The following is a 13519-nucleotide window of genomic DNA, read 5'->3' on the forward strand; positions in this document are numbered from 1 at the left end:
CCACTCAATTCAAAGGGGCAGAAGACGTGTAGTTGGGAATGGTGCGATCCGATGCAGGCTTTGCCTCGATACCGTCCCAATTCCCATCGGCCAGTGAAATATTACCTGGAATGTCTTCTTCCCAAAATCCCACCACTGCTTCGGTAATGTTCAAGTAAAGCTCACCATCAACAATCCTCCACAGGTTGGGATTACCTGGGACTTTGCCGCCTTTGGAAACACCGTAAGCGCAATGCCCGTCAAACTTTGGCACAAATTTTTCTGGGTCTTGCAGGAAGGTCTCCTTGTTGGCTTCGGTAGAGAACGCAAACATCGCACCGTTGTACTCGGCGGTGATATTTTTGTCTCCGGCGACCGCTGCCGGCTGTGCGGAGCCTACAGGCGCGGGTTCCAAATCAAAATATGCAACCACATCATGTCCTGAAACGGCGAAACCCGTTTCATCGACGTATTGGTCGCCTGCAAATGCCATATTGGCTGCAACAGAAAAAATCGCAGATGCAAAAATCCACTTCACTGGGTGTCTCCTTCTTAGATGAATGTTTGTAGAAACATTATCACGCCGCTCAAGCGAGACTACCCGTGCTCCCGACCCTGTGATCACTTGTGTCTACAAGACTCCCAACCAAAACTCATCCAAGCAGGTATGCAAATTAAATGAGGTCTGTTTCGGATTAGGCGGCCAGTCAGGCAGCAGATAGACCGGCAAACCAATCAGCAGTTCAGCTCGCTCTACGTTCAGGAAGGTGACCACCGGTTGGAGATTGTTACTTAGTGGTTTCTGCTTCGAAAGCAGAATACACTCCCGCCCAAATCGCAATCGGAAACGACCAATGCCCGCCAAAGACACCGTCCACGTCGGATTTCTCATTTTTCCTGGGTTCCCAATGGCCTGTTTGACCTCGGCAATTGAACCGTTGCGTGCAGCCAACGAAATTGCTGAGAAAACGTCATTTTCTTGGACTGTTCTTTCCGAGTCCGGCGCCCCAGTCACGGCCAGCGCAAACGTTGTTTTTCAACCGGATCAAGCTTTGGGCAGCGCAGAAACTTTGGACTACCTATTTTTGCTATCCAGCCCTCAGGGTACCTTTAGTAACCCGCAAGCAGGAAATGGACGTTTGCGTCATCTCGTACGCCACGGCACCGAAATCGGAGCCGCTAGCGGGGGCATTTTTCCCTTGGCGGATTCTGGACTTTTGCTGGACCGAACCTGCTCGGTCCATTGGTGTTACAAGTCAGCCTTCCAGACGAAATATCCCGATATCAAGTCAAATGATGATGTCATTGTCATTGATCGCGGACGCCTGACGGCATCGGGATCGAGTGCGATGTTTGATATGATGCTTCGCCTCATCGAAAACACTTTGGACGGAACGATCATGACCGAAGTCGCCTGTTGGTTTCAACACCCACTCGTGCGATCAGAAGGCGTGAGCCAAAGTGTACCGGCCTTTAAGACGGACGGATTGGCGAAAGATATGCCCGAACCTGTCGCACGCGCGATCGATATTTTCTCTCAGAACCTTGAAGACCCACTGGCCATTAGCGATGTCGCGGAACAGGTCAACACGTCCCCACGCCAATTGGAGCGGTTCTTCAAGCAGTCACTTGATCAAAGTCCATTGCAATACTATCGCACGCTCCGCATGAATGCAGCACGGCAGATGGTTGTTTATTCAGGTGTGAGCTTGACCGAAATCGCCCAATCTGTCGGTTATTCGGGAACTGCCACCCTAGCAAAGCACTACCGAACAGAATTTGGCCTCACGCCCAGTGAAGAGCGCAAACGGGTCAATCGCTTCAGAGTCGAGCACAACCGTCCCGTGCCGTCGACCTGATTGTTTAAGCGATGGACCGTGCCGCTGTGACAAGCGCGTGATGCAAAGAGCCAGCCGATGAGCGTGGCCCCAGCACCGCACACCCACCTCTAAGCCGGATCAGGAAACAGCCCAGATGGTGGATCATTGTGCGGGTCGCACCTTGAGGTCCCATCGATTGGAGATCAACAGGACATAGCCGTTCAAACAGCGCTTCGCTGCTCGGCCCGGTGATGTCAAATCGGCACCAGCCATCGGTTTGTTCGGTCACAGATCCTTCGCTACCGACAGCGGACTTAACAGTGCGTTCCAGCAATTCGTGGGAAGCGTGGTCTGCGTCGACCATCCATTGATCGGGGCCCATCCACCAAATGCTCCAAGTGTCACTCGCAACAAGAGCGCCCGGTTCGGGAAGGTCGAGACCTGTCAAAGCCTTCATTTTCGCCGCCACCGATGGCCCAGCCCCGGCTCTGGCCGCAAGCGAGGCCAGAGCACGATCAGAGATCTCCGAAATGGTAAGATCGCCGATCACCTCTATGCATGGCGTCGTACCACCTAATGCCGCAATTGGTTTGAGATCAGTCACGCAAACGCCCTCCGTCTGGGTCCACAAAGTGGGCGGAGACCACCTGAACCAACACATCACTGCCATCAAGTGGGCTTATGGCACGCAGTGTCTCGCCCATGCGATTGCTGCCATCTTTGAGCAAACTCAACCCAATAGAGCTCTTGACCACCGGCGAATAGGCGGCGGAGGTCACATAGCCTTGATCGTGAGCCGCATCGACAGGTCCCTCCAAATTCATGAGGTGCGCCCCTGCCAAAACTATGTCGCCGTTTGTGGGTTTCAATCCAACCAACGCCATAGCGCCATCTAAAGCCATGCCCTCGCGCTCAGACAATGTGTTGCCAATACAGTCCTTTTTCTTTGACACCATGCGCCCCAATCCAAGGTTTGAGGCTGTGGTCGTGCCATTGAGCTCAGCCCCGGCTGCATGGCCCTTTTCAATGCGCATCACGCCCAGCGCCTCTGTGCCATAGGGCGTGATATCGTATTCCGCTCCCTCTTCGATCAACCGGCGCATAAGCGCGTCCCCATACTGGGTCGGCACAGCGATCTCATAGGCCAGTTCGCCTGAAAACGAGATCCGAAACAACCGTGCTCGCAGCCCACCACAAACCGTGATCTCACCACAGGCCATAAACGGAAACGCGTCATTCGAAATATCGAATGTGGCATCGACAATTTTTTGCAACACTTTACGTGAATTCGGTCCGGCGACCGCATATTGCGCCCAAGCTTCGGTGGTCGAGACAAGCTGCACATCCAAATCCGGCCAAAGGCATTGACGCGCAAATTCCATGTTGCGATACACCAGAACCGCATTGGCTGTCGTCGTTGTCACAACGAAGTGATCCTCTGCCAGCCGCGCGGCTGTACCGTCGTCATACGCCACCCCATCCTCACGCAACATTACACCATAGCGAACCTTACCAACGGGCAATTTGCCAAAGCCGTTTGCATAGATTTTGTTTAGGAACGTCGCAGCATGCGCCCCCTGCACGTCTATTTTTCCCAGTGTCGTCACATCACAAACGCCAACGGATCTGCGCGTGGCCAATACCTCGCGGTCCACCGATTGGCGCCAATTTGTTTCGCCAGAACGTGGAAAATATTGCGCCCGCAGCCAGTTCCCAACCTCAACAAATTCTGCACCCTGCTCCTTGGCCCACTTGTGGCTGGGGGTCAGACGTGTTGGGTGGAATTCCCTGCCAACCGCACGCCCAGCCAAAGCGCCCATCGCCACCGGGGTATAGGGCGGGCGAAATATTGTAGCGCCGGTTTCTGGGATGGTTTTTCCGGTGAGTTCAGCCATCACTGCCAACCCGGTGAGATTGGCGGTCTTCCCTTGGTCTGTGGCCATTCCCAAAGTTGTGTACCGCTTCAGATGCTCAACCGAACGGAACCCTTCTTGATGTGCCAACCGGATGTCTTTCACCGTCACGTCATTCTGGAAATCGACCCAAGCGCGTTTGGCACCTTTAACATGCCAGAACGGCGTGATGGACAGCGGTGCATCTTCAGCCCGTGGTATTTCAGCGGGATGTGCATCAATGCCAATGTTCGCCAGAGCCTGCACCGCACTCTCTGCGCCGCTCTTCAGGGCGCCATGGGTTGACATCACCCCATTGGCGGCCCCCGCAACCAATTGACCGACAGGTAGGTCTGCGCCGGGAACAAAGGCGTGGATGGTATCATTCCAAACTGGCCGGCCGCGTTGGTGGCAGGTCAGGCCCAAATTCGGGTTCCAGCCCCCAGAGACAGCGACGGCGCAACAGGGCACCACGCGCGTCTGGCCATTGGCCAACCTGATCGTGACGGATTTGATTCCCAACCGCCCTTTGGTATCCACAATCTGTGCTCCGGCCAAAACCTCGGTCCCTTCAATGTCACCAGCGCTGGCACAGGCATCCACACGCACATCAATAACCGCCGGCACACTGACACCTTTGGCAATCAAGTCTCGGGCTGTGCGATGGCCATCGTCGTTGTTGGTAAAGACCACAACCGATTGCGCTGGGGTGACCGCCCAGCGATTTACATAGGCGCGAACGGCCCCTGCGAGCATCACCCCCGGCCGGTCATTATTTTCAAAGGATATCGGTCGCTCAATACCCCCGGCACAAACCACGGCTTGCTTTGCGTAGATGCGCCAGAAGATTTGCCTTGGCCTGCCACTCTCTGGGATCGGCACATGATCCGCCACCCGCTCAAGCGCACCATAGATCCCGTGATCATAAGCACCAACAACCGTCGTGCGTGGCATAATGCGCACATTGTCCATCGCGGCCAATTCGGCCTGCGTCACCGCCAGCCAATCCGCGGCTGACATGTCGGTCAAACCACCGGTCTCCGCGAGAAACCGCCCACCAAGCAAAAAGTCTTCTTCTGCAAGGATCACCCGAGCACCGGCACGACCTGCTGTCAGCGCGGCAGCCAGACCAGCAGGGCCTGCGCCCACTATCAGTAAATCACAATGCAGGAAGCCTTTGTCATAACAATCCGGGTCGTCTTCAAGTGAGAGGTTACCAAGCCCTGCCGCATTGCGGATCACTGGCTCATAGAGCTTCTCCCAAAATGCGCGCGGCCACATGAATGTCTTGTAATAAAAACCCGCTGCAAGAAAGTTGTGGAATATGTCGTTTATCCCAAGTGCGTCGAACTTGAGAGACACCAATCGGTTCTGGCTTTTGGCGGTCAGACCATTGAACAACTCAATAGTTGTTGCACGGGTGTTGGGCTCTTGCCGCCCTCCCGTGCGCAATTGCACCAAAGCATTGGGCTCCTCAGAGCCCGCCGTCACCACGCCGCGTGGGCGATGATACTTAAAGGAACGTCCCATAAGGCGCACCCCATTGGCCAGAAGCGCCGAGGCCAAGGTATCACCGCCACGCCCTTCATAAGTGTTTCCGTCAAATGAAAATTTCACCGGCGCGTTGTGATCAATCAGACCGCCAGTCAGTCGGTTGATACTCATACGCTCCGTCCCCGCTCTTTGGCCACATCGCGGGCCAGCTCTGCGGATGTAATCTCATGTGTCAGCGTATTGCGTGTCACCACCAACCAAGACCGATCACCCTGTTCATGGAACCACAGCTCCCGGTGTTCCCCCGCAGGGTTGTCACGCAAATAGAGATAATCATGAAACGCCTCGGCCGCTGTATCGCTTTGCCAATCAGGCCGGTCGATCAAGCTTGCATCCCCCAGATAGATGAATTCCGCCGCATCACGTGGTCCAAGAAGAGGATGAGGGATCAGCATACTACGCTCTCCGACTGATTGTGGATGGTATCGATTTCGGTGGCCTCTTGGCTTGCTAGGGCCCCCTTGGTCGAAAGATCTGAGTGTTTTTCTTCATTGGCGATGACAAACAAATTGAGACGCCAATGTTTGGCCAAGTCTCGCGCGCGTTTTGCGATCATTCCGAAGCCTCCTCAATGCAAATTGGGCTGAGCGCCTTGCCCCTTTTCGTCGATCATGTTCCCTGTCCGGAACCGATCGAGACGATAGGCGGTGGCGGTTTCATGTGGACGGTCTGTGGCCAACAAATGTGCAAGCGCATATCCCGCCGCAGGCGTCGCTTTAAAGCCGCCATAACACCAGCCACCATTGAAATAGAGCCCATCGATATGGGTCTTATCGATAAAAGGAGACCCATCCATGGACATGTCCATAATGCCGCCCCAACTGCGCAACAAACGCACACGCCCCAGAGCTGGGATGAGAGACATGCCACTTTCGATAACGTCTTCTACCACTGGCAAATTTCCACGCTGGGCATAGCTGTTGTACCCATCGATATCGCCGCCAAAAACCAAACCACCTTTGTCCGACTGGCTACAATAAAAATGACCCGCGCCATAGGTAATGACGCCAGAAAGAATGGGCTTCAAACCCTCTGACACAAACGCCTGCAACACATGACTTTCGATGGGCAAACGCATGCCAGCCATCGCCATCACACGACTTGAAGATCCGGCCACTGACACCGCGACTTTGCCTGCCCCAATGTATCCTCGTGAGGTTTCAACACCGTGCACTTTGCCAGCTTGGATACGGAACCCCGTGACTTCACAATTTTGGATAATGTCCACGCCGCGCATATCTGCGCCACGTGCATAGCCCCAAGCCACCGCATCATGGCGCACTGTGCCACCGCGACGATGCAACAACCCACCTTGGATCGGGAAACGGGCACTGTCAAAATTCAAGAATGGATACAGTCTGCGCACACCCTCCATATCCAGAAGCTCCGCGTCTGACCCGTTCAAGATCATCGCGTTGCCGCGCCGCCGCGCCGCATCGCGTTGTGCATCCGTATGTACGAGGTTCAGAATGCCACGCTGACTTACCATCGCATTGTAGTTGAAGTCTTGCTCCAGACCTTCCCACAGTTTTAGCGAAAACTCATAAAAAGGCCCGTTGCCTTCCAGCAGATAGTTAGAGCGCACAATCGTGGTGTTGCGCCCAACATTGCCGCCCCCAATCCAACCTTTTTCCAGAACGGCAATTCTGGCGCCGCCAAATTCCTTCGCTAGATAGTAGGCCGTAGCAAGCCCGTGCCCCCCACCACCGATGATCACGTAATCATATGCATCTTGCGGGGCTACATCTCGCCACGCAGGTGTCCAGCCTTTGTGTCCCGTGAGGGCCTCTTTGATGACCCGAAATCCACTATACCGCATGGCGTCCTCATCCATTTCGGACAAGATCATCACGATTTAATCATGTTTGAATAGCTTCAGTTCAGACGAGGATGGCGTCATTTCCGACAAATATGCGCAAGTCAGAAAAATCTAGGCTGAAGCTCACATTCGACATCCAACTGCGACCCTCTTTAAGACACTTCAAGCCTCCAAAAGTGTCGATTCATTCACGCCCGCCGGCAGAGAACGGCATCCCTCCCGCACAGCTATCGGCTGGAAAGTCAACGCGCTAAAAGGGACATGCACTTTGCTTGCCCTACATCACTCACCTCCAACACAGAATTACTCATCAAAGTATGATGTGTGTGTGGTGTAGATGGCATCAATCGTTGGTGTCAGCCGGTCAAGGTGCTTGCGTAGAATCTGATCGGCGGCCTCCACCTGGCCGCCAAATAAGGCCTGCAAAAGCATTTGATGGTCCTGATATAAAACGTCCATCGTTTCCTTGCTCGTCAGCGCCAACATACAAAGACGATCTACCTGCGCCTTATTCTCGGCAATGACTTCAAAAGCAAACGCCTGCTTGGCAGATGCACAAAGAAGTTTATGAAACTGATAGTCCAGCTTGTGGAACATACTGGCATCTTCCGAGGAGATTGCGACAGCTTGCTCGCGAAGGTTTGCCTTCAATGCCGCGTCTACCGACTTGTCGCGAGTGTTTGCAGCACAGCGGATTACCTCCAACTCAACGGCTGCCCGCAAAAACCTGGCATTTGAAATCAACTGTCGTGAAAACGGCCGAACGACAGTTGCGCGTTGTGGTCGTATCAACAGGAGATTGAGGTTTGCAAGTCGGGTGAAAGCTTCACGAACCGGCTGCCGCGAATAGCCAAAGGACTTAGCAATCTCTGTTTCGGAGATTTTTGTACCGGGCAGCAAATCGAGCTGAGTGATTTGGTCAAACAGCGCATCGAACACAACGTCACTGCTTGTCGTTCGATCAAATGTGCCAATTGCTGCCATCGTGTGCGCTTCCTACTTTTGCCCACCGACAATGTGGCACGGATAAAATCCAAAACATAGGGGTTTTTGGATACTAGATGACAAATTATTCTGCATTTTTATCAGCAAAAACGAAATAGGCCCTGTATCGATAATCCAATTTTTAGTTGACTAGTATCCAAGTTAGGATATTGAGTGAGGCCATGGACGGTCGGAGGAGCGTGCCGGGAGAGAATCAAACCATCCACGAGTTGGGTGTGAGACGGTCACGCACAATGCTCCGCAAATTTCGGAAGAAATATTCGGTCCTGATGGGCTGGAGCAAACCAAGACTTGAACCTGATCTGGGAGGATAGAATGTTCAATCACACACTAAAAACCATGGCCGTGGCGGCAGTTTTGCTAAGCGGCGTTTCCGGTGCACACGCGGATGTAACGCTTCGCGGAGCCAGTATGTTCAACGAAGAGCACGCGTTTACGATAACATTGCGCGAATTCGAACGGCTGGTCGCTGAGAAATATGAGGGTGAGGTCAATTTCGATTTGCGCTTGAATGGAGAGCTCGGCGTTGAGTCCGACTATGTCACCTACCTCAATCAAGGCGTTGCAGTCGACTACACCATTCTCGCCCCATCAAACATGGCGGTTTTCTCGGAATCAATTCCATTGATGGATATGCCATTCCTTTTCCGTGACCTTGAGCACTGGAACTCAGTACTGTCCTCTGACGCGCTCAAACCTCTTGAAGATGACCTCAGAGAAGCAGCCGGAATTGTCATCGTTGGGTATCACGGCGGCGGTGTGCGCAACCTTGCCTCTGCCGAGCCAATCACCAGCATGGAAGAACTGGCAGGACATCGAATGCGGGTTATGGGCGCCCCTATTCAGGCACAAACATTCGCAGCGGTCGGGGCCGCGCCTTCTGCCATAGCTTACAACGAAGTGTACAATGCAATTCAGACCGGAGTCATCGCCGGTTTCGAGAATGAAGCAGCGTCTATCCAGAACCTAAAGTTTTATGAAGTCGCCCCACACATCTCGCTAACGCAACACACGATCACCGTGCGACCGATCGTAATGTCTGCAAAGATCTTTGATGATCTGCCTGAAGGTCTGCAGGCCGCTATTCTGGAAGCGGGAGCAGAAGCAGGTGCGTTTGGCCGTGCCCTGGAGAGCGGGCAGGACGGCGAGAAACTTCAAGCAATGATCGAAGCTGGTCAAATTGAAGTGCATGATTTCGAAGGTCGCGAACAAATGTTGGAATTGGTCCAGCCGGTTCAAGACGCCTATGCAGCAGAGCTTGGCGCAACGGAACTGCTCCAAAACGTGCGCGGCATGTAGTCGCCTTGCTGACGGTCGGCAGCGTTTGTCCCGACCGTCAGCACACGTCCAGACGCTATCGCGTGTCACACAGCGATGAAGGGCAGTTCATATGCTTGGAATATTTCTTAATCGGTTCTGCCTTGGTCTTCGCGCGTTGCTTGGGCTGATGATGGGGCTCTTAGCGATACCTGTAGCGATGCAAGTCATCTCACGATACACAGGCCTAATACCCACCTATCTTTGGACCGAAGAGCTAGCGACATTCCTTTTTGTCTGGATCGTCATGATCGGTTCTATTGTGGCCGTTTGGGACGGAACCCACTTCGACGTGCGGATCACCTCGGATGCGCGTTCACCATTTTTGCGGCTTATACAGAACGGAATAGTTCACCTTTCCATAATGATGTTCGGAGCTTTGTTCCTGATCTATGGCATCGACTACGCCGAGTTCGGCGGAAACCAACGGTCTGTAATGATGCGCGCGAACTTGGCCATTACCCATGTTTCTGTGCCGATTGCCGGCGGCTTTTGGCTTTTGATGGCTGGATATCGTTTGTCCGAAGACGTGGCACAATTCCTTACCCGAGAGAACAACCACTCATGATCCTCGATACAGCCACCGCCGCGACGATGCTGATCGCCGCGTTTTTAGTTTTGATCTTCATCCGCATACCGGTCGCCTTTGCACTGGGCCTTGCAACAGTTCCGGTGGTTTTGCTTGAACTGCGATTGACACCTTTCATCGTTTTAGACCGGATGTTCCAATCCTACAATTCGTTCATCTTGCTTGCTGTTCCCTTCTTTCTTTTGGCAGCAAACCTAATGAATTCCGGCAAAGTCACCGACCGCCTGATCGAACTTGCGCGCGTCCTCACGGGGTGGATGCCCGGAGGGTTAGGACATGTGAATGTCGCGGTTTCGATGCTGTTTGCGGGCATATCAGGGTCTTCGACAGCGGATGCAGCCGGCATAGGAAAAATTCTAATCCCAGCTATGGAAAAAGAGGGTTACGACACAAAGTTTTCCGTCGCCATTACCGCCTGTTCCTCTGTAATGGGCGTCATTATCCCGCCGTCTATCCTGATGATCGTCTGGGGTGGCGTCATGCAGGTGTCAGTTGGTGCGCTGTTTTTAGGCGGAGCGATCCCCGGCCTGATGATTGGTCTCTCCTTGATGGCGACGGTCTACGGCTTCGCAAAGGTTCGCAACTACCCGGTCACCGCCACGCCGAACTGGGCCGAGTTCTGGGCCGCTTGGAAAGGTGCATCACTTGCGCTGCTGACACCGATATTTGTAATTGGCGGTATCGTGGGTGGTCTTGTTACACCAACCGAAAGCGCTATTATCGCTGCCGGATACGCGCTCATCCTCGGTATGTTTGTCTATAAGACGGTGACACCAAAAGACCTTGGATACATCCTCTACGACACGGCACGTTTCGCGGCCATCTCTCTGTTCGCCATTGGTACCGCAACCGCTTTTGGATGGCTGCTATCGTTTTACGATGCGCCACGTCTTATCGTCAGCATTCTGACCGCTTGGGAGTTCGGCCCATTTGGCACTGCATTGCTCATTGCATTACTGTTCTTGCTTTTTGGCCTGTTTATAGACGCTATCCCAACGATCATTATCTTGGGCACTGTCCTGATGCCCGTCGCTCAGGCAGGAGGTGTAGATCCGATCGCATTCGCTATTATTGGTATCGTCTCACTTGCTTTTGGCTTGGTGACGCCACCCTATGGGTTATGCCTCCTCATCTCTGCAGCCATCGGCGGCCTCAATGTTGTGAACGTATTGCGCGAAGTCGCGTTTATCCTTGCACCAATGCTGGTGATCCTCATTTTGCTAGCTGCATTTCCAGAGATAATTCTGTGGCTCCCTAAGACACTTATGCCCGGCGCGTTTCGATAAACGCACCCAGCAACGCGGGTTCGAAACACCACAAAATTCAACCCAACATCAACCGCGAAGCATCGGTTCGCAAAAGGAAAGACTGACATGAAACTTGCAGGTAAAACAGCAATCGTTACGGGCGGTGGACGTGACATAGGTCGCGCAGTCGCAACAAAGCTGGCCTCAGAAGGCGCCAACGTTGCGATCAACTACTTTTCCAGCTCACAAGGCGCAGACGAAACAATTGCCACAATCGAAGCCGCAGGCGGCAAAGCCATCGCGATTCAGGGCGATTTGAACAAACAAGCGGAAGTTGACACGCTTGTCTCTCGCACTGTGGAAACCTTCGGCGGCGTTGATGTTCTCGTTAATAACGCTGGCGGTTTGATCGGCCGGAAAACCATCTCGGAAATGTCCGTTGAGCATTGGAATGCAGTGATGAGCCTAAATCTCACCAGCACCTTTCTGATGACCAAAGCTTGCCTCACCAAGATGAATTCCGGTGCCATTGTAAATCTCGCCAGCCAAGCCGGTCGAGATGGCGGCGGACCAGGTGCCGTTGCCTATGCGACATCAAAAGGCGCAGTGATGACCTTCACCCGAGGCTTGGCCAAGGAACTTGGACCCGACATTCGCGTCAATGCACTTTGCCCGGGTATGATCGACACCGATTTCCACAACATCTTTACGCCCGATGCGGGTCGGCGTGGCTTTGAGGCAAACGCACCATTGAAACGTCAGGGTGTTGTGGAAGATGCCGCCAATCTTGTGCTGTTCCTTGCCTGCGAAGACAGCGCCTTTATCACCGGCGCCAATATCGATCTCAATGGAGGCATGCTGTTTTCATAAGGTTTCGGAGTTCTTACTGCACAGTTTCGCGATCTTGCAACTGTCGAGCGTGTTTCGGCAAACGCAATTTGTATCGCGGTTACACTGACGCCTCCGAACGTCTTAAAAGGCGCCGCCGAGGCTAAGGCATAATCCCAAAAGAGGTCACAGGTGCCTCTTTTGAGAGTATCGAAGTCACGTAACAGACGCTCTGATGAACAACTGGTATCGGAAAGTTATGAGATCATGAAACAGACTTGGCGATGGTTCGGCCCCACGGATGCGATCTCAATTCGCGAAATAAGGGAAACTGGCGCGGCCGGGATTGTGTCCGCGCTGCACCATGTTCCGGCCGGCCAGGTTTGGCCGGTCACGGACATAGAGGCCCGACAGCGTGAGATTGAAACACCCGACGGGAATCCGTCCGGCCTGACTTGGGATGTGGTCGAAAGCCTACCCGTATCTGAGGCAATCAAGTCGAAAACCGGCCCCACTAAGCGTCATTTAGCGGCTTACAAAGAAAGCCTGCAAAATCTCGCTCAATGCGGCATTCAAACGGTGTGTTACAACTTCATGCCCGTGCTGGATTGGACCCGAACCGACCACAGTTATCCGTTACCAAATGGCGGAAACGCTTTGCGCTTTGACCTCATTGATTTCGTCGCCTTTGATTGTTTCATTTTGTGCAGAAAAGGCGCGGTGGATGACTACGACCCCGCAATCGTAGAAACTGCGATGATGCGCTTCCAGCATCTCGACGTTTCAGAGAGCCGGAACCTGTCAGACAATATCGTTGCAGGATTGCCCGGAGCGAACGATCATTGGCAACTTGATGAGTTAAAACATCTTCTGGAGGCCTACGCGGGTATGACTCCCGAGACGCTTCGCACCAATCTCATAGATTTCCTCACAGAAGTCATCCCGACGGCCGAAGAACTCGGGATCAGACTATGCTGTCACCCAGATGATCCACCGTTTCCATTGCTTGGCCTGCCACGTGTTATGTCCTCGATGAGCGACTACGCAAAAGTTCTGGACGCCGTGGAAAGCCCGGCAAACGGAGCGACTCTTTGTACAGGCTCGCTGGGTGTTGCCACAGACTTTGATCCAGTAGAATTCATAAAAAGGCACGGTGAACGCATCCATTTCGTGCACCTTCGCAATACAGTCCGCTCCGGAGCAAGCGACGGTGACCGCCACAGCTTCTCCGAAGCAGAGCATTTGGAAGGGGACGTTGATATGATTGCAACAATTCGTGCCCTATTGGCGGAAGAAAGTCGACGCCGCGATCAAGGCCGACCGGATCACGACATTCCCATGCGACCAGACCATGGTCATGCATTGCTGAGTGATTTTGACCGCCCCACGCAGCCCGGATACCCGCTCATTGGTCGACTACGCGGCCTTGCTGAACTGCGCGGCGCAATACTTGCCTGTACTTAAACACG

Annotated in this window: 13 protein-coding genes; 6 read left to right on the forward strand and 7 right to left on the reverse strand. The window is 53.5% G+C overall.

Going from position 1 to position 13519, the window contains the following annotated elements; genetic code table 11:
- Window positions 1–4: 4 nt before the first annotated feature.
- Entirely contained in the window at window positions 5–472 is a 468-nt protein-coding gene (locus tag ABWV47_RS07655) for a YHS domain-containing (seleno)protein (protein WP_353312052.1), read from the reverse strand.
- A 361-nt stretch (window positions 473–833) separates the two neighbouring features.
- Here ABWV47_RS07655 and ABWV47_RS07660 point away from each other — a divergent pair, with 361 nt between their 5' ends.
- Entirely contained in the window at window positions 834–1838 is a 1005-nt protein-coding gene (locus tag ABWV47_RS07660; RefSeq protein ID WP_353310371.1) for a GlxA family transcriptional regulator, read from the forward strand.
- 4 nt (window positions 1839–1842) lie between these two features.
- On the opposite strand, the gene ABWV47_RS07665 is transcribed toward ABWV47_RS07660, so the two are convergent.
- The 6 genes from ABWV47_RS07665 to ABWV47_RS07690 all read right to left on the reverse strand — a co-directional run bounded on the left by ABWV47_RS07665 (window position 1843) and on the right by ABWV47_RS07690 (window position 8048).
- Window positions 1843–2403, reverse strand: coding sequence for a sarcosine oxidase subunit gamma (locus ABWV47_RS07665; protein WP_353310373.1), 561 nt, complete (start codon window positions 2401–2403; stop codon window positions 1843–1845).
- On the reverse strand, window positions 2396–5356 hold the full coding sequence (locus tag ABWV47_RS07670; protein ID WP_353310375.1) for a sarcosine oxidase subunit alpha family protein: 2961 nt from the start codon (window positions 5354–5356) through the stop codon (window positions 2396–2398). The genes ABWV47_RS07665 and ABWV47_RS07670 overlap by 8 nt, the downstream gene beginning before the upstream one ends.
- Window positions 5353–5640 carry a sarcosine oxidase subunit delta gene (locus ABWV47_RS07675; protein WP_353310378.1) on the reverse strand — a complete coding sequence of 96 codons (288 nt, stop codon included), beginning with the start codon at window positions 5638–5640 and terminating at the stop codon, window positions 5353–5355. Before ABWV47_RS07675 ends, ABWV47_RS07670 begins: the two co-directional genes overlap by 4 nt.
- Window positions 5634–5801 carry a hypothetical protein gene (locus ABWV47_RS07680; RefSeq protein WP_353310381.1) on the reverse strand — a complete coding sequence of 56 codons (168 nt, stop codon included), beginning with the start codon at window positions 5799–5801 and terminating at the stop codon, window positions 5634–5636. Before ABWV47_RS07680 ends, ABWV47_RS07675 begins: the two co-directional genes overlap by 7 nt.
- Before the next feature lie 12 nt (window positions 5802–5813).
- Window positions 5814–7064 carry a sarcosine oxidase subunit beta family protein gene (locus tag ABWV47_RS07685; protein ID WP_353312054.1) on the reverse strand — a complete coding sequence of 417 codons (1251 nt, stop codon included), beginning with the start codon at window positions 7062–7064 and terminating at the stop codon, window positions 5814–5816.
- Window positions 7065–7367: 303 nt separating this feature from the next.
- Window positions 7368–8048: a GntR family transcriptional regulator gene (locus tag ABWV47_RS07690; protein WP_353310384.1), complete on the reverse strand. Its 681-nt coding sequence runs from the start codon at window positions 8046–8048 to the stop codon at window positions 7368–7370.
- Between the two features lie 336 nt (window positions 8049–8384).
- Between ABWV47_RS07690 and ABWV47_RS07695 the strand changes: the two genes are divergently transcribed.
- The 5 genes from ABWV47_RS07695 to uxuA all read left to right on the forward strand — a co-directional run bounded on the left by ABWV47_RS07695 (window position 8385) and on the right by uxuA (window position 13514).
- Window positions 8385–9368: a TRAP transporter substrate-binding protein gene (locus ABWV47_RS07695; protein ID WP_353310385.1), complete on the forward strand. Its 984-nt coding sequence runs from the start codon at window positions 8385–8387 to the stop codon at window positions 9366–9368.
- Window positions 9369–9459: 91 nt separating this feature from the next.
- Window positions 9460–9954 (forward strand): TRAP transporter small permease, encoded by a 495-nt coding sequence (locus tag ABWV47_RS07700; RefSeq protein ID WP_353310387.1) that lies wholly within the window; start codon window positions 9460–9462, stop codon window positions 9952–9954.
- Window positions 9951–11261, forward strand: coding sequence for a TRAP transporter large permease (locus ABWV47_RS07705; RefSeq protein ID WP_353310389.1), 1311 nt, complete (start codon window positions 9951–9953; stop codon window positions 11259–11261). The genes ABWV47_RS07700 and ABWV47_RS07705 overlap by 4 nt, the downstream gene beginning before the upstream one ends.
- An 87-nt stretch (window positions 11262–11348) precedes the next feature.
- Window positions 11349–12092: an SDR family NAD(P)-dependent oxidoreductase gene (locus ABWV47_RS07710; protein WP_353310392.1), complete on the forward strand. Its 744-nt coding sequence runs from the start codon at window positions 11349–11351 to the stop codon at window positions 12090–12092.
- A gap of 225 nt (window positions 12093–12317) precedes the next feature.
- A complete protein-coding gene (uxuA, locus tag ABWV47_RS07715; RefSeq protein ID WP_353310395.1) occupies window positions 12318–13514 on the forward strand; it encodes a mannonate dehydratase in 1197 nt (398 codons plus the stop codon).
- Window positions 13515–13519: the final 5 nt, after the last annotated feature.

This window comes from Shimia sp. NS0008-38b, assembly GCF_040370365.1.
Taxonomy (GTDB): Bacteria; Pseudomonadota; Alphaproteobacteria; order Rhodobacterales; family Rhodobacteraceae; genus Shimia.